The 21,556-nt window shown below is 52.8% G+C and carries 20 protein-coding genes, 6 tRNA genes, 1 other RNA gene and 1 pseudogene; 19 read left to right on the forward strand and 9 right to left on the reverse strand.

Translation table 11 applies throughout. The annotated features are described in order from the left end of the window. A complete protein-coding gene (wzm, locus tag H924_RS00955; RefSeq protein WP_015650099.1) occupies positions 1–897 on the reverse strand; it encodes a galactan export ABC transporter permease subunit Wzm/RfbD in 897 nt (298 codons plus the stop codon). Positions 898–1,035: 138 nt separating this feature from the next. On the opposite strand from wzm, the gene H924_RS00960 reads away from it, so the two are divergent. Further along, positions 1,036–2,211 carry an aminotransferase class V-fold PLP-dependent enzyme gene (locus H924_RS00960; RefSeq protein WP_015650100.1) on the forward strand — a complete coding sequence of 392 codons (1,176 nt, stop codon included), beginning with the start codon at positions 1,036–1,038 and terminating at the stop codon, positions 2,209–2,211. On the opposite strand, the gene H924_RS00965 is transcribed toward H924_RS00960, so the two are convergent. Then, the gene (locus H924_RS00965) at positions 2,208–3,164 is read right to left on the reverse strand and encodes an NAD(P)H-quinone oxidoreductase (RefSeq protein ID WP_015650101.1); all 957 of its coding nucleotides are present in this window, start codon (positions 3,162–3,164) and stop codon (positions 2,208–2,210) included. The two genes, H924_RS00960 and H924_RS00965, sit on opposite strands and share 4 nt — an antisense overlap. 40 nt (positions 3,165–3,204) lie before the next feature. Beyond that, positions 3,205–3,735, reverse strand: a complete 531-nt coding sequence (locus tag H924_RS00970; RefSeq protein ID WP_015650102.1) for a hypothetical protein — start codon at positions 3,733–3,735, stop codon at positions 3,205–3,207. 106 nt (positions 3,736–3,841) lie between these two features. On the opposite strand from H924_RS00970, the gene H924_RS00975 reads away from it, so the two are divergent. Then, positions 3,842–3,926: transfer RNA gene (locus H924_RS00975), tRNA-Ser, on the forward strand. Between the two features lie 46 nt (positions 3,927–3,972). Here the strand turns inward: H924_RS00975 and H924_RS00980 are convergent. Beyond that, positions 3,973–4,395 carry a phage holin family protein gene (locus tag H924_RS00980; protein ID WP_015650103.1) on the reverse strand — a complete coding sequence of 141 codons (423 nt, stop codon included), beginning with the start codon at positions 4,393–4,395 and terminating at the stop codon, positions 3,973–3,975. Next, positions 4,385–5,410 (reverse strand): histidinol-phosphate transaminase, encoded by a 1,026-nt coding sequence (gene hisC / locus H924_RS00985; RefSeq protein WP_015650104.1) that lies wholly within the window; start codon positions 5,408–5,410, stop codon positions 4,385–4,387. The genes H924_RS00980 and hisC overlap by 11 nt, the downstream gene beginning before the upstream one ends. Positions 5,411–5,537: 127 nt before the next feature. Between hisC and H924_RS00990 the strand changes: the two genes are divergently transcribed. From H924_RS00990 to H924_RS01000, 3 genes are all read left to right on the forward strand, one after another. After that, positions 5,538–5,626: transfer RNA gene (locus tag H924_RS00990), tRNA-Ser, on the forward strand. 27 nt (positions 5,627–5,653) lie between these two features. Beyond that, positions 5,654–5,726 (forward strand) — tRNA-Arg (locus H924_RS00995). A 231-nt stretch (positions 5,727–5,957) separates the two neighbouring features. After that, positions 5,958–6,030 (forward strand) — tRNA-Arg (locus tag H924_RS01000). 107 nt (positions 6,031–6,137) lie between these two features. Here H924_RS01000 and H924_RS01005 read toward each other — a convergent pair. Next, on the reverse strand, positions 6,138–7,160 hold the full coding sequence (locus H924_RS01005) for a prephenate dehydrogenase (protein WP_015650105.1): 1,023 nt from the start codon (positions 7,158–7,160) through the stop codon (positions 6,138–6,140). A gap of 37 nt (positions 7,161–7,197) precedes the next feature. Here H924_RS01005 and H924_RS01010 point away from each other — a divergent pair, with 37 nt between their 5' ends. The 7 genes from H924_RS01010 (at position 7,198) to tgt (ending at position 12,798) form a co-directional block, all read left to right on the forward strand. After that, complete coding sequence (locus H924_RS01010; RefSeq protein ID WP_015650106.1) at positions 7,198–7,692, forward strand: tRNA adenosine deaminase-associated protein; 495 nt, start codon at positions 7,198–7,200, stop codon at positions 7,690–7,692. Continuing rightward, positions 7,692–8,171, forward strand: a complete 480-nt coding sequence (tadA, locus tag H924_RS01015) for a tRNA adenosine(34) deaminase TadA (RefSeq protein ID WP_015650107.1) — start codon at positions 7,692–7,694, stop codon at positions 8,169–8,171. The genes H924_RS01010 and tadA overlap by 1 nt, the downstream gene beginning before the upstream one ends. A 99-nt stretch (positions 8,172–8,270) precedes the next feature. Further along, positions 8,271–8,477, forward strand: a complete 207-nt coding sequence (locus H924_RS01020; protein ID WP_015650108.1) for a CsbD family protein — start codon at positions 8,271–8,273, stop codon at positions 8,475–8,477. A gap of 42 nt (positions 8,478–8,519) precedes the next feature. After that, positions 8,520–8,610 (forward strand) — tRNA-Ser (locus tag H924_RS01025). A gap of 81 nt (positions 8,611–8,691) precedes the next feature. After that, positions 8,692–9,045, forward strand: coding sequence for a hypothetical protein (locus H924_RS01030; protein ID WP_029703736.1), 354 nt, complete (start codon positions 8,692–8,694; stop codon positions 9,043–9,045). An 82-nt stretch (positions 9,046–9,127) separates the two neighbouring features. Further along, complete coding sequence (locus tag H924_RS01035; protein WP_015650110.1) at positions 9,128–11,533, forward strand: MMPL family transporter; 2,406 nt, start codon at positions 9,128–9,130, stop codon at positions 11,531–11,533. Between the two features lie 11 nt (positions 11,534–11,544). Continuing rightward, complete coding sequence (gene tgt, locus H924_RS01040) at positions 11,545–12,798, forward strand: tRNA guanosine(34) transglycosylase Tgt (RefSeq protein WP_015650111.1); 1,254 nt, start codon at positions 11,545–11,547, stop codon at positions 12,796–12,798. A 65-nt stretch (positions 12,799–12,863) separates the two neighbouring features. Here tgt and H924_RS01045 read toward each other — a convergent pair whose 3' ends face one another. After that, positions 12,864–13,583: a queuosine precursor transporter gene (locus H924_RS01045; RefSeq protein ID WP_015650112.1), complete on the reverse strand. Its 720-nt coding sequence runs from the start codon at positions 13,581–13,583 to the stop codon at positions 12,864–12,866. 146 nt (positions 13,584–13,729) lie between these two features. Here H924_RS01045 and H924_RS01050 point away from each other — a divergent pair, with 146 nt between their 5' ends. The 3 genes from H924_RS01050 (at position 13,730) to gluQRS (ending at position 17,269) form a co-directional block, all read left to right on the forward strand. After that, positions 13,730–14,815, forward strand: coding sequence for a P-loop NTPase family protein (locus H924_RS01050; RefSeq protein WP_015650113.1), 1,086 nt, complete (start codon positions 13,730–13,732; stop codon positions 14,813–14,815). 93 nt (positions 14,816–14,908) lie between these two features. Continuing rightward, positions 14,909–16,381 (forward strand): ABC transporter transmembrane domain-containing protein, encoded by a 1,473-nt coding sequence (locus tag H924_RS01055; protein ID WP_015650114.1) that lies wholly within the window; start codon positions 14,909–14,911, stop codon positions 16,379–16,381. A gap of 3 nt (positions 16,382–16,384) precedes the next feature. Further along, entirely contained in the window at positions 16,385–17,269 is an 885-nt protein-coding gene (gluQRS, locus tag H924_RS01060; protein ID WP_015650115.1) for a tRNA glutamyl-Q(34) synthetase GluQRS, read from the forward strand. Here gluQRS and H924_RS01065 read toward each other — a convergent pair. Continuing rightward, a pseudogene (locus H924_RS01065) lies at positions 17,263–18,239 on the reverse strand (intradiol ring-cleavage dioxygenase). The gene gluQRS and the pseudogene H924_RS01065 sit on opposite strands and share 7 nt — an antisense overlap. A 333-nt stretch (positions 18,240–18,572) precedes the next feature. On the opposite strand from H924_RS01065, the gene H924_RS01070 reads away from it, so the two are divergent. After that, on the forward strand, positions 18,573–18,956 hold the full coding sequence (locus H924_RS01070) for a PH domain-containing protein (RefSeq protein WP_015650116.1): 384 nt from the start codon (positions 18,573–18,575) through the stop codon (positions 18,954–18,956). 270 nt (positions 18,957–19,226) lie between these two features. On the opposite strand, the gene H924_RS01075 is transcribed toward H924_RS01070, so the two are convergent. Beyond that, positions 19,227–19,311 (reverse strand) — tRNA-Ser (locus H924_RS01075). A 120-nt stretch (positions 19,312–19,431) separates the two neighbouring features. Here H924_RS01075 and ffs point away from each other — a divergent pair. The 3 genes from ffs to H924_RS01085 all read left to right on the forward strand — a co-directional run bounded on the left by ffs (position 19,432) and on the right by H924_RS01085 (position 21,541). Next, an RNA gene (gene ffs, locus H924_RS13790) (signal recognition particle sRNA small type) lies at positions 19,432–19,528 on the forward strand. Positions 19,529–19,615: 87 nt separating this feature from the next. Then, on the forward strand, positions 19,616–20,896 hold the full coding sequence (locus H924_RS01080; protein ID WP_015650117.1) for an aspartate transaminase: 1,281 nt from the start codon (positions 19,616–19,618) through the stop codon (positions 20,894–20,896). After that, the gene (locus tag H924_RS01085) at positions 20,897–21,541 is read left to right on the forward strand and encodes a suppressor of fused domain protein (protein WP_015650118.1); all 645 of its coding nucleotides are present in this window, start codon (positions 20,897–20,899) and stop codon (positions 21,539–21,541) included. The last annotated feature ends 15 nt before the right edge of the window (positions 21,542–21,556 follow it).

The raw sequence follows: 21,556 nt of genomic DNA on the forward strand, positions 1-21,556 counted from the left end.
CTATACCCAGTAGCTGACGCGGAAGCGCCATTGTTTCATTGCGATCAGCGCGAGACCCAAGCCCACAATGGTAAATCCAATAACGATCCACCAGTGATAAGCAGGCAGGGAAGCGCCGATCATGGGAGCACGCACAATTTCCAAGTAGTGATAGAGCGGGTTGAGCTCAGCCAAGCGGGCGCGTCCGCCCACCTCAGCGCTGTGATCTTGCAAAGTAGAGGTCATCCATACAATTGGGGTGACATAGAAAAGTAGCTGGGTGCCAGCTTCCAACAGTGGGGAAATATCGCGGTAGCGGGTGGCAACAATGCCAAAGAACATAGCCACCCACACACCGTTGATCACCAAGAGGAACATTCCCGGGATAATCAGCAGCACATCCCAGCCCAGTGGGCGTGGGAAGATGAGCATGAGGATTAGCCAAATGACCAGGTTATGCGCTAAAAAGAGGGCTTGTTTCCACACCAGACGATACACATGTACGGAGAGCGCTGAGGGCAACTGCTTAATTAGGCCTTCATTGTCCACAAAGATATCAGCGCCTTCTTTGATGCATCCAGAAATAAAATTCCACAGGATCAAACCGACGGTAACGTGGGGAAGGAATTCTGCCAAAGGGATTTTGAAGAGGACTGAGTAGAGCAAGCCCAGCGCCAGCGCCATCACACCGGTGGCAATGGTGATCCACAAGGGGCCAAGCACGGAGCGTCGATAGCGCTGTTTAATATCTTGCCAGCCAAGCTGCAGCCAAAGTTCATGTTGCTTAAATCCGCGGACGATATCATCCCAGGCGGCACGGAAGGTCATTGATTGAGATTCCGGCGCTGTGTCTGATGTCACGGAGGTAATCCTGGCGAGATCAGCCTGTAGGTCTTTCTGCTTAGATTGTTCCTGCACAATAGACACCCTAGCGCCCGTTCACCCAATTTTCCGTATCGGCGCTGGTGAGTTTAGACGGGTTTATGTGTCCCATGGTGGGGTAATGTTGTTGCAAGAGTGCAAAGAAGTACTGTGACGTTGGAAGGAGTGCCTTTCGTGGTTTTCGATGTGGCCAGGGTTCGAGGGCTTTATACTTCTTTGGGCGATGGCTGGACGTACCTGAATGTGCATCAGATTCCACAGGTTCCGGAGCGTGTTGCCTCAGGAGTAGCGGCAGCGTTTCGTACGCATGCCCAAATTTCCGCAGGGCGTGCAGAACCCATGGCTGTTGAACAGCTGGAATTAGCGCGCCAATCTATCGCCCAGATGGTGGGGGTGAACCCAGACTGTGTGGTGCTTGGCCCCACCAGGCAATACCTCACCCAGGCGCTAGCGCAATCCTTGGGATCTTTTGTACGTCGTAAAGCAGGCGTCGTATTATCGCGCGCCGATGCCCTGTGGCTGACGGCGCCCTTTGGTACCTTGGACGGTACTTTCTGCTGGGCCGAGCCCGATTTGGGCACCGGTTTGCTGCCGGACTGGCAATATAAAGAGCTTGTCGACGGCGCCACGCGCCTGGTTGTACTGTCCGCAGCGCACCCCCTACTGGGCACGGTGGCACCAGTAACTCAAATTGTGGAGCATGTGCGCGCGAAATCGCGCGCCTGGGTGATGGTCGATGCTACTTCTTATGCCGCTTATCGTCCCCTAGATTTGGAGGACTGGCAGGCCGATATTGTCATGCTGGACCTGGGCGAAATGGGCGGACCGCAGGTCTCTGCCCTGATTTTCCGTGATACTTCTATGTTCCCGCGTCTGGATAAGAAGATTCCTTTGGAACTTCCAGCCAGCGTGCTGCCACATGGTCTCTTTGGTGGAGTGCCAAATCTAATCCGCCATTTGGGAATCTTGGATGAAAACGCTGAAGACCTACAGCAGTCCATGAAGTCTTTGGCGACCTATCAAAAGCGGTTGCTGGAGCATCTTATTGATTCCCTGATGGGGCTGCCGGCAGTGCACATTATTGGCATTTCTGGCGATGCCGCTGGCCAAGAAGCTGCTCATTTAGATCGCATTCCGCGGTTGAGCTTCACAGTTACCGGAGTGCCCGCTGAAATGGTGCACCGACGTTTGGTGGACAACCATCTAGTCACCACCGTCAGCCCCGCCGATCCACTGCTGGATGCAATGGGTGTCGGCGAAGCTGGGGGATCGGTAACCATTGGTCTTAGCCCATTTAGCACCAATTATGAGATTGACCAGCTAATTCGTGTGCTGGCCTCCTTGGCCTAAACCTCCAGCACTAGTTTTCCGGTCACGCTGCCTTCTTCCAACTTCATGAGGGCAGCGCCAGCCTCCGCTAAGGGCAGAGTGTGATCAATGTGGTGGGAGATAGTGCCATCCTCGAGCAGTGGCCAGATGTTCTCCACAGTGCTTTTAACAATGCGAGCTTTATCTGCAACCTCCCGGCTGCGCAGAGCAGTGGCAGAAATTGTGCCACGCTTTGCCAACAGAAGACCGAGGTTGAGTTCGCCCTTGATGCCACCCTGGAAACCAATAACAACCATATGGCCGTCCGGTGCCATAGCTTTGACATTCTGGCCCAGGTATTTTGCGCCGATAATATCCAAAATGACATTCGCCTTGTTTTTAAGAACTTCCGCAAAATCTTCCTCGCGGTAGTTGATCAAGATGTCAGCGCCGAGCTCTTTGCAGGTCGCTAGTTTTTCTGCGGAGCCGGCAGTCACTGCCACGGTGGCACCCAAAGCTTTACCCATTTGAATTGCGAAGGTGCCGATGCCACCTGCGCCACCATGGATAAGGAAGGTATCTCCCTTTTTTAAGCCCGCAAGCATGCCGATATTGGACCATACGGTGCAGGCAACTTCCACGATGGATGCTGCCTCCACGAAGGAATAACCTGCAGGAATAGGCATTAGCTGGCCAGCTGGCACCGCAACATATTCGGCATAAGCGCCACCACTGAGCAAACAAGCAACTTCTTCTCCCACCTGGCGGTCCGTATCACCTGCATCAACGATGATGCCAGCGCACTCTAGGCCAAAAATCTCAGACGCGCCGGGAGGAGGTGGGTAATTGCCCTGGGACTGCAAAAGGTCAGCGCGGTTAATTCCAGCTGCTTTGACCTCTACCAACACCTCGCCGGGTTGTAACTGAGGAGTTGGGACTTCTTGGAGTTCTAAGGAAGCAGTGTTTTTCTCTTCGGTTTGCACAATTGCTTGCATCGTTTTTGGAGTCATAAAGTCCGAGGGTAGGCCAACTTAGCTAGGCATTGTGTGAGGTCTGGCGTTGCTGCAGGTAGTTGCCGATTCCAGCAACGAGTGCAGAGATGAGACCGAGACTCCAGCCCACTCCAAATAACACCATGATGAAACCAACGCCAGATAACCCTGTGTCATCCATGGAAAAGGCATCAATGCCCCAGGCAACACTAAAACCCCAGGTAGCGCCAATCGCGGCTAGGAAAGGTCCAGAGATTGGCCACTTGGAGTAAAGTCCAATTGCGATGGTTACTGCCACCATGGTGGTACCACAGGCCACCACTTGCCATGGTTGATAGGGGCCGTGGGAATATCCGAACTCGTCGGTGGAATAGTTGTCCCAGCTCAGCCAGATTAGCCACACAATGAGCCCAGCTGCCATGGAGATCAACAGCGTCAACAGGAAACCGGGGCGGTGTCCTGGACGGGGCAAAGCTTTTTTCTTGCGATGGCCGATAATGACAAAAATTAAGGGCACTAATAGCGGCACTGTGGCCATGATAAATGCCATGACAAAAGCAGAGAGTATTGCCATAAAAATGTGCCTAACTTCAGGTTGGATAGGGCAGTTTTAGTTTGTTTAAGACTATCGGGTAATATCTCAACTTGTCGCAAATATCATTATTGATTTTTGGGATGCTGGAGACGTGACAGAGCGGCCGAATGTACTGGTCTTGAAAACCAGCGATGGGAAACCATCCGAGGGTTCAAATCCCTCCGTCTCCGCAAACAGCATTTCCCCTGATCTTGATTGACCAGGGGTTTTGTCGTCCTAATCGCCGCGAGCGCCCAAAATTCCCGTAATGGGTCCCAGAATCCAGTTGACGATAGCCATCACAATGGCACCAATAAAAGCAGCACTAAAGGTTTCAATGGAAAGGCCTAACCCCAAAGCATTGGAAATCGCCTCAGCCAACAGGAAAATGACGGCATTGATAACCAGGGAAAATAGTCCCAAGGTGACAATTGTCAGCGGTAATCCCAAAAGTTTCAGCACTGGCTTTACGGTGGAATTCAAAATGACAATAATTGCTGCCACACCGAGAAATGTCAGCACTTGGTCATATTCACCGGTGCCGTAGATAGGCGTGGTGGGAAGGCTCAGCGAGATGCCGTCGACAAGCAAAATAACTACCCACAACGCCGCGGCGCCGGCCAACGTGCGCACCGCAAAACGCCACGCGCTACCCAGCATTTATGGCCTCCCAGGCCGTTATCAGGTGCTCAACCTCAGAGGCATTGGTGACGGTAATGCGCGCACCCTCCGGGAACGCACGAATCACCACGCCTTGGGTGGCAAATTTCTCCGCCAGTTCAGCAGTATTGGGGCCCGGAATCCACACAAAGTTCGCCTGAGTCGGCGCGGTGCCCAGCGCCTGCGCCACCAACGTGCGCTTTTCGACGGTTTCTTCCACCCGCTCCATCAACTCATCGGCGGCATTGAGGCTGGCCAAAGCCGCTGCCTGCGCCACGGAACTCACCGCAAAGGGGATTGCCACCTTATTCATGGCAGTGATGAGCTCACTATCGCCAAAGGCATAACCCACGCGCAGGCCTGCAAGACCATAAGCCTTGGAGAAAGTACGCAGCCCAATGACATTGCTAAAACGCTTGATTTCCTCAGTGGCTAGGGGAGTGTCTTCGGCGCGGTTGAATTCAAAATAAGCCTCATCCAAAGCCACTACAACCTGCTCGGGCACCTTTGCCATGAAATCATCAAATTGCTGCTGAGTGATGGTGGTTCCAGAAGGATTATTGGGATTGCAAATGAAGATCAAGCGGGTGCGCTCAGTAATCGCTGCTGCCATCGCATCAAGATCGTGGTTGTGCTCCGCAGTGAGTGGAATCGCCACTGGCTTTGCCTCCGCTACCTGGGCGAAAATGGGATAAGCCTCGAAGCTGCGCCAAGGGAAAATAACTTCATCGCCGGCGTTGCATGTGGCCTGCACCAGCTGCTGGCACAGTGCTGAGGATCCATTGCCCACGGTGACCTGCTCTAATTCCACCTCTAGGTGCTCTGCCAGGGCTTTCCTCAACTCCACAGCTCCCATATCTGGGTAGCGGTTAGCGGAGGAAGCTGCCTCAGTGACGGCTTCAATTGCCGCGGGGAGGGGAGCAAAACTTACCTCATTGCTGGATAATTTCAGGGCATCTTCTAGGCGACGGCCGGGGGCATAGGAAGGAATAGTGGCAAGGTCAGCACGAATCATAATTAATAGCGTACTAGTGTGCCTGGACACGCTTGTGTTTAGGGCTTTGACCACACGGTTTGCTCAAATTTGAGAATTGAGGGTACTGTAACTAATCGGTTCTATCGGCAACGCCGTGTGAACCAAAGGAGACGTGCCAGAGTGGCCGAATGGGACTCACTGCTAATGAGTTGTCCTCTTAACGGGGGACCGGAGGTTCAAATCCTCTCGTCTCCGCTCTAGTTAGTTTATTCTGACTAGATTGCGCCCGTAGCTCAACGGATAGAGCATCTGACTACGGATCAGAAGGTTGGGGGTTCGAGTCCCTCCGGGCGCACAAATAAAAACCTCGGATTCAGTACCTCGGAAAGAGTGCTGAATCCGAGGTTTTTTGCGTGAATCCGAGGTACTGAATCCGAGGGATTTAAATTTGCGCCTCCCTCGGTCGCGAGGATCACAAAATCATTTCTTGTTAAACCCGTGTTTACCTGCAAATTTGTTGAAATTTAAAATGCTGTGTAATGTAATCAGTCGTTGCAGAGAGCGCCACACAGTGGTTTTCAGCACTGCGCCCGTAGCTCAACGGATAGAGCATCTGACTACGGATCAGAAGGTTGGGGGTTCGAGTCCCTCCGGGCGCACAAATTAAAATCCCAGGTAAACGTTTGTTTGCCTGGGATTTTTTGCATGTCCTAAAAAGAAAAGGCAGTGTGCAGCATTTTGCTGCGCACTGCCTGACTCTAAGAAGTTAGAAAACCTCGATGCGGGCACCCAAGGTTTCTGCGTGGATGAGCTGCTTTTCCCAGTTGGGGGTACCAGGGTGCAGACGCAGGACTGGTCGGGAAGAGGTAATGGTAGGGCTTACTGATTCCTTAGAACGGCGCTGGCCGGAGCGTGCTTCATAACGAATGCGAGAGCGGTAGCCATTGTCAGCCAAGGACTCGATATTTGGCGTTTCAGCAGCCAGGCCATCGCGGGCCTCCTGCAAGATCACCATGGCTTCATCCAAAGCTTTGAGCAAAGCGCTGGCATTGCCCTCGCACATGGCGCGGACTAGTCCGGGATCAGTGCCGGCAACGCGGGTGGAATCGCGGTAGCTTCCAGCAGCCAAGGAGAGGGAAAGCGCTCCACCGTTATCGCCCACAATGGCCAAGGTCTCAGCCAAAATATGTGGCAGGTGGGACACTCGGGCTGCAGCAGCATCATGCGGGGTTACGCGCGAAGGCACAACTTCTGCACCAACGGCGAGTGCCATCTGCACGACGTCCTTCCAGATGCCAACCCAGCGGGAGCTAACCTTTTCTCCTTCAAAGAGGTGGTCAAAGGTAACAACCCAGACCGCACGCTTGAAGAGGTCGGTCATGGATGCACCCCAGCCGGACTCAGCGGTGCCGGCCATTGGGTGGGAGCCTACATACTGATCTTGCATATTGCGGGCTTTAATTTCGTTGTAGACGGCGGTTTTTACTGACACCACATCAGTAATTCCATTGTGAGGCGCATGCACCTGTATTTCGTCGAGAAGCGTTGCAACGGCGGTCATGGGAACCGCAAGGACAATGAGGGCGTCTTCGGCGGCGGCGCGCTGGAGCGTTGCCTCGAGGTCGGCGGAGACGTCGAAGCCTTCGCCAACGGCGGAGCGAGCGCCGGAGCGCGAGCGGTTATATCCGAAGACGGGGTGATTGGCAGCATGGAGATCGCGGAGGAGAGATCCTCCGATGAGGCCGAGGCCCAGAATGCAGACGGGCCGTGAAATGTCTTTGGTAGTCACCTGACAAGTGTGGCACATACCTACTACGGTTAGCTCTATGAACACCAAAGAGGACGGCCTGAGCTTCGCAGTCACGGCCACCTTAAATGAAGGCCGTTGGCAGGTTCGAGAGTTTGAGGATAATTTTTCCAAGCTCTCTACCTCTATTAATGCTGTGCGTGCGATGCGCAGTGAGGGACCTGCTTTTGCGTTATTATGCGTTGAAGATGAATATTTTGTGATCGTGCGTCCTACCCCAAGTAGGGTATTTGTTTTTCTTTCCGATGCCACGATGGCGGTTGATGATGATTTTGCCGCCGATGTCATGGATGAGCTGGACGCAGATATCCCTGATCTCGACCCCGCGGAATTAGACGATATTGATCCGTGGCCAGAAGGCGATTTTGATATTCTCGCCGATTTGGGCCTGTCAGAAGAGGTTCTTTCCGTTATTTGCGATGATTTTGATATCACTCCCGCAGAGCAATTGCTGCGCATCGCCGAAGAAATTGGTTTTGATAACCAGCTAGCCCGAGCAGTGGACCTGGATTAATGCCAGCCCTTCCCACACAGGCGCGCGTCCTTGATGATGAGCGCCGGATGCGCCATGCCCTCGACATTGCCCGCCAAACTCCGCCGGGTGATGTGCCGGTGGGTGCGGTGATTTATGCGCCCAGTGGCGAGATCTTGGCAGCCACCACCAACCGCCGCGAAACTGACCGCGATCCCACGGCCCATGCTGAAATTATTGCTTTGCGACGCGCCGCTCGCCGTTTTAATGACGGTTGGCGGTTAACTGACTGCACCCTGGTGGTCACCCTAGAACCTTGCAGCATGTGCGCCGGTGCCCTCGTGGGCGCCCGCATTGGTCGTATTGTTTTTGGTGCCTATGAACCGCGAACCGGGGCCTGTGGCTCCGTTTTTGATGTAGTACGTGATCCCCTGGTGCTACACAAAGTAGAGGTTACTGCGGGAATTCTGGAGGCAGAGTGCGCTGCTTTGATGACCGGCTTTTTTGAAGGCCACAGATAACAAATTCATTAATATTGTATTAAGCTCCGTGAATTTCGGCGTAGGTCGGCCTATGGTGGGGCTTATCAACGCCCCAACTATTTAGGAGATGAGCAATACATGAGCGATTTTTCCAACAAGGCAGAAGAATTTGGTGGCAAGGCCAAGGAATCCTTTGGTGAAGCAACCGACAACGAGTCCCTCGCGGATGAGGGTCGTGCCGACCAGACCAAGGCAAATGTTAAAGATGCCGTAAGTGATGCTGGTGAGAAGGTAAAGGACGCAGCCAATAAGGTTTTGGGTGCTTTCTCCAAAAACGACAAGTAAGTGATTTGTCCGCTACCTTAGCGTTCCGTTAAGCTGGTTCGCGGTGGCGTGTCCGAGCGGCCGAAGGTGTTCGCCTCGAAAGCGAATGTTGGGTAATCCCCAACCGGGGGTTCAAATCCCCCCGCCACCGCCAGTGTAAGAACCGGCTCTTAAGCAGTTTGTAGCTGCTTAAGAGCCGGTTTTTTCGCATTCTTAACCAATAAGTGCGGATGAATTGCTCTACTCTGTGGTCATGAACCTTGCACTTTTCTTTGCGACCGCTGTGACCGCTTTGGTCGGCGTTTCTTTGTTACGAAAACAATCCACAGAGGAGCGGGTGTTTCCGTGGTTTTGGGTGTTCTTTCCTCTGGTAATGATGTCGATTTCCGGAATTTTGATGAAGCCTGAGTCGCGGACTTCTTTCGATTTCGGATGGTCAATGTATGAGCCGTCCATTTACTCCAACGAATTCCAGCCAGATTTCTTCGATCTCTTTAATTCCTCCACAATTTCTTTAGTCACTTATGTTGTCACGCTGCTTGTGGGAGTAATTGGTTCTGTGATCGCGTGGAAGAAGCGTCGGATCTAGGAGATTTTCTCGGATTCACAGCTACCGCAGGTAAGTTAGTGGGGCGTTAAAAAATAGCTCATTCAAGAGGAGAAGCAACCCCGTGGCGAAATTGCTATTCAGGTTGGGGCGATGGTCCTATAATCGCAAGTGGATTGTGATTTCGGCATGGCTACTTATTTTGGCCATTGTTGGTGGTCTGGCCCTGACGATGCAGAAGGGGTTCAGTAACTCTTTCACTATTGAAGACACCCCTTCGATTGATGCCACTGTTTCTCTGGTTGAAAATTTCCCTGATCAGACGAACCCGGTGACGGCCGCCGGCGTGAATGTGGTTTTCCAAGCTCCTGAGGGCAAAACCCTGGATGATCCAGAGATGATGGCTGCCATAGATGCAGTTGTGGATCATATTGAAACTAACCTTGAGGATTTTGGTGGGGGAGAGCGCTTTGGCAATCCAGTCGAAGTTTCCCCACAGCTAGAAGAAACCGTCATCGAGCAAATGACCTCCATGGGTCTGCCTGAGGAAACTGCGATTAAAGATGCAGATAACCTCAAAGTGCTTAGCGACGACAAAACCATCGGCTACACCACCTTCAACATTGATGTTCCGAATCCGGAGTCAGTAGAAGAATCTCACCGCGACACCATCAACGAGGCCCTCGAAATTGGCCGTGACATGGGTATTCGTGTGGAAGCCGGTGGCGCTGCTTTTGGTGACCCCATCGAAATTAAGACCACCAGTGAAATCATCGGCATTGTGGTGGCATTTATCGTGCTGGTCTTTACCTTTGGTTCACTGATCGCAGCTGGCTTGCCTTTGATTACCGCCATTATTGGTGTGGGTATTGGTGCCCTGGCGATTGTTTTGACCACTGCCTTTACCGACCTCAACAATGTCACCCCAGTGTTGGCAGTGATGATTGGCCTGGCTGTTGGTATTGACTACGCCCTCTTTATTCTCTCGCGTTATCGAGCGGAATATAAACGCATGCCTCGCGCTGACGCTGCCGGCATGGCGGTGGGAACCGCTGGTAGTGCCGTGGTTTTTGCTGGCGCTACCGTTATCATCGCGCTGATCGCTTTGGCTATTGCTGACATCGGCTTCCTCACCGCCATGGGCTTTGCCGCAGCTTTTACTGTTTTTGTCTCAGTTCTTATCGCATTGACCTTCATTCCTGCTTTGTTGGGAGTGCTGGGAAGTCGCGCTTTTAAGGGCAAAATTGTAGGTATCGGTGGTAACCCCACTCCCAAGCAGACCTGGGAACAGGCGCTAAATAGGCGTTCCAAGGGTCGCACTTGGGTGAAGTTTGTGCAGAAGGTGCCTGGGCTTGTAGTCGCAGTTGTGGTCTTGGGCTTGGGTGCGCTTTCAGCTCCGGTTTTGAACCTGGAAATGTCTCTGCCTTCAGACTCCACCTCCAATTTGGATACCACCCAGCGTCAATCTGCTGATCTAATGGCAGAGGGCTTTGGAGCTGGCGTTAATGCACCATTCTTGGTGGTAGTTGATGCACATGAGGTTAATGCTGATGCTACGGCCTTGGCTCCGCTAATTGATGCTCAAGATACTGGCGAAGCTGATTTTGATAGGGATCAGGCAGCGCGTTTTGCCACCTACATGTATGTCACCCAGACTTATAACTCCAATGTTGATGTCAAAAATGCGCAGATCATCAGCGTTAATGAGGATTACACCGCAGCCCAGATTCTGGTGAGCCCTTTTACTGGCCCAGCAGATCAGGAAACCACCGAACTGCTGCACGTGCTGCGCACCCAGGAAGCTCAAATTGAAGATGTCACCGGGGCGACGGTGGGAACCACCGGCTTGACCGCCGTGCAGCAAGACATCACCGACCAGCTCGAAAGCGCCATGCCGGTTTACCTGGCCGTGGTGGTTGGTTTGGCTATTTTCTTGCTGATCCTGGTGTTCCGCTCCATCATGGTGCCACTGGTTGCAGGTCTTGGATTCTTGCTTTCCGTGGGTGCCGCCTTCGGCGCCACTATTTTGGTGTGGCAGGAAGGACTGTGGGGCCTGGTGAACACCCCAGCTCCGCTGATTTCCTTCATGCCCATCTTCCTCATCGGTGTGACCTTCGGCTTGGCTATGGATTATCAGGTATTCCTGGTGACACGCATGCGCGAGCACTACACCCATCACCAGGGCAAGGGCGTGCCAAATTCTAAGTACACTCCGGTTGAGCAATCAGTAATTGAGGGCTTTGCCCAAGGTTCTCGAGTGGTCACTGCCGCGGCGCTAATCATGATCGCCGTCTTTATTGCCTTTATTGATCAGCCATTGCCGTTTATTAAGGTCTTTGGTTTTGCGCTGGCCATGGGCGTGTTCTTTGACGCCTTCTTTGTTCGCATGGCATTGGTACCAGCCTCGATGTTCTTGATGGGTCGCGCTACCTGGTGGATGCCACGTTGGTTGGATCGCATCCTGCCTAGCCTGGACGTTGAAGGTACCGCCCTGGAGAAGGAATGGGAGGAGAAGCAGGCGACAAGATAGACTTGGCTACCATGTCAGACCTCTCATTCACCCTTAAAACGAAGCTTGCCGACGACACCCCCGGCAAGCATGGGCGTACCGGAACAATCCATACGCCCCATGGTGATATTCAAACCCCAGCTTTTATTCCAGTGGCCACCAAAGCAACGGTGAAAACCCTTACGCCCTCCCAGATTCGGGAAACTGGAGCGCAGGCAATTTTGTCTAATGCTTATCACCTCTACCTGCAGCCCGGCCCCGATATTGTTGATGAGGCAGGTGGCGTCTCTGAGTTTGAAAGCTGGCACGGACCTACCTACACCGATTCTGGCGGATTCCAGGTGTTGAGCCTGGGCTCTGGCTTCAAGAAGGTTTTGGCCATGGACACCAATAACCTCACCCGCAATGACATTAAGGCTGCTAAGCGCGAGCGCATGGCCTTGGTTGATGATGATGGTGTGGATTTCCGCTCGGTGATCGACGGCTCCAAGCACCGCTTTACTCCTGAAGTATCCATGCAGATCCAGCATCAGCTGGGCGCGGATATTATCTTTGCCTTTGATGAGCTCACCACGCTTATTGATACTTATGACTATCAGGTGGAATCGGTTGAGCGTACTCGTCGCTGGGCAGAGCGCTGCTTATTAGAGCACGAAAGACTCACTCAGGAACGCGTCGAAAAGCCCCTGCAGTCCCTGTGGGGCGTTGTACAGGGCGCCCAATATGAAGACCTACGGCGCCAAGCCGTGCGCGGCTTGCTTGACCTTGACCGCCAGGCTGTCGACGCAGGACGCCGTGGTTTTGGTGGTTTTGGCATTGGTGGTGCCCTGGAGAAGGAAAATCTGGGCACTATTGTTGGGTGGGTTTGTGATGAATTGCCTGATGAGAAGCCTCGTCACCTGTTGGGTATTTCTGAGCCAGATGATCTTTTTGTGGCTATTGAAGCTGGCGCGGACACCTTTGACTGTGTGGCACCTACTCGTTTGGGTCGCCGTGGCGGTGTGTACACCTTGGATGGTCGCGTGAACTTGAAGGGTGCGAAGTTTAAGCGCGATTTCCGTGGCATTGATGAGGAAATTGGCGGCTATGCCAGCGAAAACTTCAGCCGCGCATATATTCACCATTTGCTTAAAGCCAAGGAATTTTTGGCAGGCACTTTGTGTACTATGCACAACCTCTATTTCATGATCACTTTGGTGGATAAAATCCGCGAGAGCATTGACAATGGCACCTACTACGACTTTAAGGCAGAGTTCTTGGGACGTTATTATGCAGCCAAAATTTAAGAGAGCACTCTAAAAAAACTGGGGTACATCACTTCTGTGACGTACCCCAGTTTGGTTTTATTAATTTAGTAGGAATAGCCTTCGCGCTTTTTCACCCACGCGATGACAAAGTAAGTAATTGGCATGAGAATAACCTCAAGCAGGGTCTTCCATAGGAAACCAACAATCACGTAGTTAAGGAAGTCGGCACCGGTGGCAATGCCAATCACCGGCGCTGCAATTGCACAAAAAATCAAAGTATCGGCAAATTCACCCACGATGGTGGAACCGAGCAAACGCGCCCACAGAGACTTCTCTCCGGTGCGTATTTTAATGGAAACCAAGACCTTGGCATTAAGCAGCTGGCCCACAATATAACCAGCCAAAGAAGCCAATACGATTTGGGGAACGAGGCCCAAGGTGGAGCTAAAAGCTTCTTGGCCTTCCCAGAAACTCGCAGCAGGCAGCCAAATGGCGATATAAAAAGAGAAAACCGCAATGATGGTGATGATAAAACCGGTGATGATGGCGCGCCGGGTGGACTTATATCCATAACATTCGGCCAAAACATCACCCAGTACATAAGCAATGGGGAAGAGGAAGAAGGCACCGTCGGTAATCAGCGGGCCGATTTCAACACCTTTGGTGGCGTTGATATTTGAGATCAAAAAGACAGTCACAAAAAGTGCCAGCAATACGGGGTAGAGGCTGGGTTGGATGTGAATGAAGGAGGGATTTGCGGACGCAAGTTCTTTTTTGGAAGTTACGCCCTGCCCAGACGTTGAGGTGTTTTCAGTATTTTGCACGTCAACTACCTTAAAGGGCGCCGGTTAAATTAAAGAATATGGCTAGATGAAAACTCTCTCATTTTTGTTTCATGGAGGTTTCATCAACGCACCTTTAACTAGGAGATGTACCCAGACAGCATCTTCTTGAAAGGTTCGTGAGTTCCATGACTATTGCACTAGAGCGCCCCGTAACAATCAGCCACCACCAGCATGCAGTTCCGCTGCCACCGCGTATCCAAGCCAGCTACACCACGCGCCTGGTGGCAGCGGGCTTCGAAAAGCGCCCTTCTGCTTTTTATCTTGTTCCTGAAGCAAAACCGCAGGTGGGAGATGTGGTGATTGCCAAGGTCACGCGCATCAGCAGCCATAAGCGGATTGAAACGCCAGAGTCTCGCAAGGCCGTGCTTTTTGAGGGCGCGCTGGTGATGTTGGCCTATGGAAATCGCTATGCGGCTGATCAATTTTTGGCGCATGTGCCAGCGGACTTAAGTCCCTGCCATTTGGTGGCGGCTGGCGGAATTGCGGGAGTGGTTACTGAAATCCACGATGACATGGAAGAACCCACCGAAATTGAGCCACTTGGTTTGTTGGCCACTAAGGGAAAAGTGGTTAATCTCCGCGATTTTGCAGCCCATGCAAATCCACTTAAAACTCAAGAGACAACTCGGCGCCCGCAGGTCATCGCGGTCTTGGGTACCTCGATGAACTCTGGAAAATCCACCACGCTAGCGTGCTTGGTTAATGGCTTAAGCGCTGCAGGTCAGCGGGTGGCAGCCGGAAAAATCACTGGCACGGGTGCGGGAAATGATCGCATGTTGTATCACGATGCCGGCGCTGCGCAGGTTATTGATTTCACGGATTTTGGATACCCCACCACCTTCAAATTGAACTTTGCAGAAATCCGCGCACTGAGCCTCAATATGATCAACGTTTTGGCAGCCAGCGGCTCCGATACAGTCATTGTGGAGATCGCCGATGGCATCTACCAAGGGGAAACTGCTCGACTTTTGCGCGATTCCAGCTTCCAAGACAGTGTTGATCACGTGGTTTTTGCGGCGGTGGATGCGCTGGGTGCTCATGCCGGAGTGCAAGAACTACAAGCAGCAGGCCTAAATGTTGCAGTTGCCTCGGGTGTGATGACAGCTTCGCCACTGGCTACGGCAGAAGCAGCGGCTGTTCTGGAAGTGCCGGTTGTTCCCACCTTTGATCTCACCAAACCTGAAGTGTCTCAGCAGCTGCTGGCCTCCTAAGCGCCCTAATCCCATAAGCCCCTAAGCTCCGTCCGCGAGCACAGGGCAATAGCGGAAAAGCATAGGAAAAAGGCGTAAAGGGAGGAGGAGAATATGCCTAAAATTTTCTCAGGGCGCAGGCGTTGGCTTTTGGCGCAACTAGCCTGTTTAGGCAGCTTGGAAGCCCTATTGGCAATTGTCATGTCGCTTAGTTTGGCGGCCGTGGTGGCAGGGGATAGCTCCCTTGGTACCGTGCTGGTGGCCTCCGCACTGGGAATTGGGCTAGGGCAGTGGATCCAAAAGGTTTTAGCGGAAGATCTGGGCCAAGATTATGTGCATGAGGTCCGGCGCCTTTTGGTGGGTGCTGCTTTATTGCCTGATAATTCAACATCCTTAGGCGTCACCATCACGCGGGCCAGTAATGATCTCAGCGCGCTGAAAAATTGGATTGCCTTTGGCATCGTTCCGCTCATTACTGGGCTGCCGCTCATCGGAGTAGTGCTCACCGCACTATTTTGGATGGATCATAGAACCGGCTGGGCTGTGGTTGTTCCACTGGCTGTGGCACTTTCCCTGTTACCCGTGGTGGCTGCCTGGACGCTGCAGAGGACTCGGGAGCTGCGCCGGAAAAGAGGCCGTTTAGCTGCCCGTATTGCAGATGCCACATTAGCTGGTGAAGGCATCCGCGCAGCAGGTGCAATTCCGCGAGAGCTTAATGCTATCTCCCGAGACTCAGACAAAGTTGTACAAGCTGCGCTCAAAAGATCCTGGGCAACTGGGTTGGGCCGCGCCATAATGGTGCTGGGTGCTTCAATGTCCATGATTAGTGTGGTACTCGCGGGGCATCTGCAAGCACATGAAACCGCCGGCACCATGTTATTGCTGGGTATTTTGGCTACTCCAATTAGTGATCTTGGCCGGGTGATGGATTATCGCCAAAATTACCGCGCTGCCTGCATGATCTTGGCACCCATTGTGGAAAAAGCCCAGCGGCACCGTGCCACAGAAGCTGCATTGCCGGGCTTAAAAGCAACACCTGAATTACCGGGCATTAAGATCGGCGAACTTATTGTGCAGCCAGGGGAAAGAATCCACCTCAAAGGCTCTCCGGAGGAAACTCGCGCCTTCATAAAGAAACTTATTGATGATCCTGCAGCCATCGTTAATGGGCAAAACCTCAAAGACCTTAAATTGCAAGATCGCAGAGCATTGATGGCGATTGCCTCAGCACATTTGCCACTGAGCAGAGGTACCGTTTCCAGGCTGGTAAGTTTCCGCGTGCCCCAGGCTAGTACTGCGGAAATTCAAGAGGTGTTAGCGCAGGTTGGGCTAAAAAATGATGCCAAAACTTTGAAAACCAAATTGAAAAATGGGGGACAGCCGTGGAGTACTACAGATATCAATAAGCTCAAACTGGCTGCTGCTTTATTGCGCCAGCCACCGTTGATCGTGGTGGAAGATTTTGATCCCAGCTGCATTAACAACTATCCCGGAGTGCTGATTTCCACCATTCGCCCGCAGCCTAAAGCACTAGAGTCAGCGCAGGACTGGCGCGCGGTAGAACTCGGCGCACATATTAGGGTGTAGAGCATGGCAGGTAGATATGCACCCTCACCCAGCGGCGACCTTCATTTTGGCAATCTCCGCACCGCCGTGCTGGCGTGGCTTTTTGCCCGCAGCGATGGCAAGCAGTTCCATATGCGCATTGAGGATATTGATGAGCAGCGCTCCTCCCGCGAATCCGCGGAGCGCCAGCTTAATGATTTAAAAAGCCTCGGATTGGACTGGGATGGGGAAGTGCTCTACCAGTCCTCTCGCTACGCGGCTTATACCGCGGCCTTGGAAAAGCTCGAGACCTATGAGTGTTATTGCTCGCGCCGGGATATTTTGGAAGCTTCCCGTGCACCGCATGCCGCGCCGGGTATGTACCCAGGTACCTGCCGTAATTTGAGCCCACAGGAGCGCGTCGAAAAGCGCAAAGAGTTAGCCGCGCAAAACCGCCACCCGGCCGTGCGCCTGCGTGCTGACCGCACTAGCTTTGCTTTTTATGACCGGCTGCGCGGGCCCTGCGAGGGCGCCGTGGATGATTTTATTTTGCTGCGCGGCGGTCAGGAGCCCGGGTGGGCATACAACTTGGCGGTTGTTGTTGATGATACCTATCAGGGCGTTGACCAGGTAGTTCGCGGAGATGACCTGCTTGATTCCGCGGCCCGCCAGGCCTATTTGGCCACGCTGCTCGGCGCGCCCGTGCCCGAGTACATCCATGTGCCACTCGTCCTAAACACAAACGGGCAGCGCCTAGCCAAGCGCGACGGGGCAGTAACCCTGCCCGAAATGCTTGTCGACGCGACGCTCCCGGAAGTTTTTGCCCGAATCGCCCTTTCCTTGGGCTATAAAGACATAAACTCGGCCACTCAACTTCTCGAGGTTTTTGAACCTGGAAAGTTGAGCACCGAGCCTTTTATCTATTACTGAGGAGGCATCATGCCGCTAGGTGGGGTTCCGCCGGCACCTGGGCCACCCATACCGCCGCCGGGCATGGACTGATTCTGCGCCGTGGTGCTATCAATTGGCACATTAATGGAAGTGGTGTAACCGCTGGTGACATCGCCGGTGAACTTAGGCAGCTGCTGATCATAACCATCAGAGAAAATGCCATCAGTATCGAGAGTTACCTTATCCAGGTTGCTCAGGGAATTTCCGTACACGCTATCTCTGCATAAACAGCGCGGGATACGGTTTCATCGATGGCAATCTGAGAGGTCAAAATATTATTGGTGGAATCCGTAATACTTGCCTTATCAGGGAAAACCTCAAAGTGGATATGTGGCCAACGACCGGAATAACAACCTGGGACGATGGTCTCGAAAGTGACCTGACCATACTTATCGGCAACCTGCACACCGCGTAGGTAAGTCTCATTGGTTAGTGCATCGTCATACATGGAATAACGGCCTGGGGCGTCACAGTGCCAGATATATACTGCAGCACCTTCCATCGGCGCATTGTTATCAGTGATGTCCAAAACAGTCATGGTCAAAGTCAGTGGCACGCCTTCTGCCACGGTGTCAGTATCAATGGACTTAGTGATATCAGAACGCTCTACGCCGGAAGCTTCCAAAACGTCTGGGCCATTGGACCCATCGCCTGGGTAAGGGCCTTGAGTTTCAGATTTCATCTCTGTCAGGGCAGCAGCTGCAGCTGAGGTAGTAGATGAAGCGGTGGTGCTTGCCGCAGCGGAAGAAGTAGAAGAGCTTGCCGCGGAAGAGGTGCCGCTTGGTGAACATGCAGCTAGTGCCACGCTACCACCGGCGATACCGAGGAATCCCAACACCTTACGGCGGGAAAGGACAGTTCCGATGTCAAAGCCCAGTCCCTGGTCCTCGAGGTCATCTTTTTGATTCGGGAGCTCTCTGCCCTCAAATTGACGCATCTGCTGAGTCATGATTCGGCCTTTCTAGGAAGTCTTGGTGTTGCTTACAGCAGAGAACTTTAAAGCGTTGATCTGAACACTTACTGAACACTTCCTGTGTGTAAAAATTTAGCTATATGCCAAATTTGCGCCGAAATTCTTGCCCGCGCAGAAAAAGCTGTGCAAATAGCAGCTTAGCTGTCAGAGAACTCGGTAAATACCTAAATTTTCCCCTTGCTCACAGTGTCACCTCAGAGATGTTGGCATGTGGGCGATATTCCAGGTGACAGATTTTTAACGTCACCTAGTGCGCTGTGCTGTTAAGGTGCAATTAGCGATAGCTCTATCAAGAAAGAGGTTGAATTAATGGCAGCTGAACTAAATGCACTTACAAATTGGCAATTTCATCAAGAGGTTCCTATTCCCAATGACATAGGACCACTCCTTGTTCCAGGTGAAATTCCGGTTGCTGCATACAAAACCTTCCGAGATTCCGCAATCTTTACTGATCGTCGCATGATTGTGCGCGATTCTCAGGGCATGATGGGTAAGAAGATTGAAATGTATTCCTTGCCTTATAAGTCCATTGATATGTGGTCTTCTGAAAACGCAGGCACTTTGGATTTCAATGCGGAGTTGGAACTGTGGACCAGGGTGGGGCTAATCAAAATTAAGTTGGGCCGTGGCGTGGATGTGCGCCGTCTAGATAGTCTCATTGCACATGCAGTTCTGGGAACCTTAGGCCACTAAAACTGTGCTGAGAATTTAGATCCCCGAGTTCGCGTGTCCGAGAGGAGAAGTGGACTCGGGGTCTCCCACTAATTGGGTGCTGGGCGCGCTGGTCTAATAAATCAGCTGTGTGTGGGGAGGACGGGGAGTGCTGTGGAGACCTCGGATTCAAGGCCTCGGATTCACTCAAAAAACCTCGGATTCAGCACTCCTTCCGAGGTACTGAATCCGAGAGATTTCACAGGAGCCAAAAAACACCCCTGATGGAAAACCATCAGGGGTGCTAATTTGCGGAGGATAGGGGATTTGAACCCCTGAGGGATTGCTCCCAACCCGCGTTCCAGGCGAGCGACATAGGCCGCTAGTCGAATCCTCCAGCTAGAACAGTAACAACACGTGGTCGCTGCGTTCTGGAGATTAGATTACACAAAAGTCTTCGCAAAATTCAAATCCGCTCGCAGTTGGCATTTCTTAAGGGGTGTCAGCTAAAGTAATGCGCAGGATCCCGTGCGGCGTTTATCTTGTGAACTCCCCCAGGGCAGGAATGCAGCAAGGGTCAGCGAGCTCTGACGGGTGCGCGGGATCCCCTAAAGCGTCTAGAGTGGTGGCCCGAGGCCACTGCTCTTTTTTGTGGCATTTTTCCGTCGTTCCTATTACCACCACACCGGAGGTACGCAGTCATGAGTTCAGTTCCGCTGCAGGATTTTGATGCAGATCAGCTCGCCCAGTTCCACGAGGACATTAAGCGCGCATTCGAAGACCTGAAGTCCAAAAATCTTAAGCTGGATCTAACCCGCGGAAAGCCTTCTTCTGAACAGCTTGATTTCGCAGATGATCTGCTGGCACTTCCAGGTAAGGGCGAGTACCTCGCAGCTGACGGCACTGACGTTCGCAACTATGGCGGACTCAACGGCATCGAAGATATCCGCAGCATTTGGGCAGAACTAATGGGCATTCCGGTTGAGCAGGTGCTCGCCGGCGATGCTTCCAGCCTGAACATCATGTTTGACGTGATCAGCTGGTCTTATATCTTTGGCAACTGCGATTCCACTCAGCCTTGGTCCAAGGAAGAGACCGTTAAGTGGATTTGCCCAGTTCCAGGCTATGACCGTCATTTCTCCATCACCGAGCGTTTCGGCTTTGAGATGATCACCGTGCCAATGAAGGAAGACGGCCCAGATATGGATGCCGTTGCTGAATTGGTTAAGGATCCTCAGGTCAAGGGCATGTGGGTTGTACCTGTGTTCTCTAACCCAACTGGTTACACCGTCTCTGCTGAGGTGGCACAGCGTTTGGCTGAGATGGAAACCGCAGCTCCTGATTTCCGCGTGGTGTGGGATAACGCCTATGCAGTACACACTTTGACCGAGGACTTCCCCGAGGTTATCGATATCGTTTCCCTCGGCGAGCAGGCCGGCAACCCGAACCGTTTCTGGGCCTTTACCTCCACCTCCAAGATCACCTTGGCCGGCGCTGGCGTCTCCTTCTTTATTACCTCTGCAGATAACCGCGCGTGGTACACCAACTATGCTGGTATTCGTGGCATTGGTCCAAACAAGGTTAACCAGCTGGCACATGCTCGTTACTTCGGCGATGCTGAGGGCGTGCGTGCAGTCATGCGCAAGCACGCAGCTTCTTTGGCGCCTAAGTTTGAAAAGGTGCTGGAGATCCTAGACAACCGCCTTGCTGAGTACGGCGTAGCAAAGTGGACTGTTCCAACCGGCGGTTATTTCATCTCCCTCGACGTGGTTGATGGCACTGCTTCCCGCGTTGCAGAGTTGGCAAAAGAAGCTGGAATTGCCCTCACCGGCGCTGGTTCTTCCTTCCCGCTGCACAATGATCCAAACAACCGTAACCTGCGCCTGGCACCTTCTTTGCCTCCTGTTGAGGAGTTGGAGATTGCCATGGATGGCGTTGCTACCTGTGTGCTCCTCGCAGCCGCGGAGCACTACGCGAGTTAAGTGAATACCGCAGAAACCGCCCACTGGGTAAATGGCCTTCTTCCCGGTGAGCCGGAATTTCACCAGGTAGGGGCCTTTAAAGTGGCTGGTTACACCCTTGGCGATGAGTCAGTGGCTTGTTCGGTAGATTTCGGACGGGTTAATACTGGCTTGATCACCGAGGGTGGGGCGGAAACCGTCGAGGTGCGCAGCGAAATCCTGTGCCTCGCCCGCACCCCGGCTAGCGTGCCAGGTCGTGCAGTGGGCGCTGCCGCAACGATGCTTCTCGACGCCGCCCTGGCGTTGCGCGAGGCAATCTCTCAGGCGCAGTCACCCCTGCCAGTTCCCATGCATGCTCATCCTGGGCAGTTACTGCCCGGAGTGGGCATTATGGCTAATCTTCCGCGGGAAGGTTATTCAGTGGTGCACGGTATCTTGGCTGATCCGCGCATTTGGGGTCCAGAGATTCCTTATGTCAGGGAAGAAGCTGGTCAGGTTAGCGTCGAGGCTCCTGATGAAGCAGGGGAATTGGCTCGCTTAACGCTGCCTTTGCAATTAATTTTGCTTACTGAGGCGGAGTTTGCCCTGGCAGCACAAGAAGGCGGAGATGTGCTTTTCCAGAGAATGGCGGAGCAAGGGGTAGATCTTCTAGATTTCAAACGTTAGAACGGTAGGCTCAAA

Source organism: Corynebacterium callunae DSM 20147 (genome assembly GCF_000344785.1).
Lineage (GTDB): Bacteria > Actinomycetota > Actinomycetes > Mycobacteriales > Mycobacteriaceae > Corynebacterium > Corynebacterium callunae.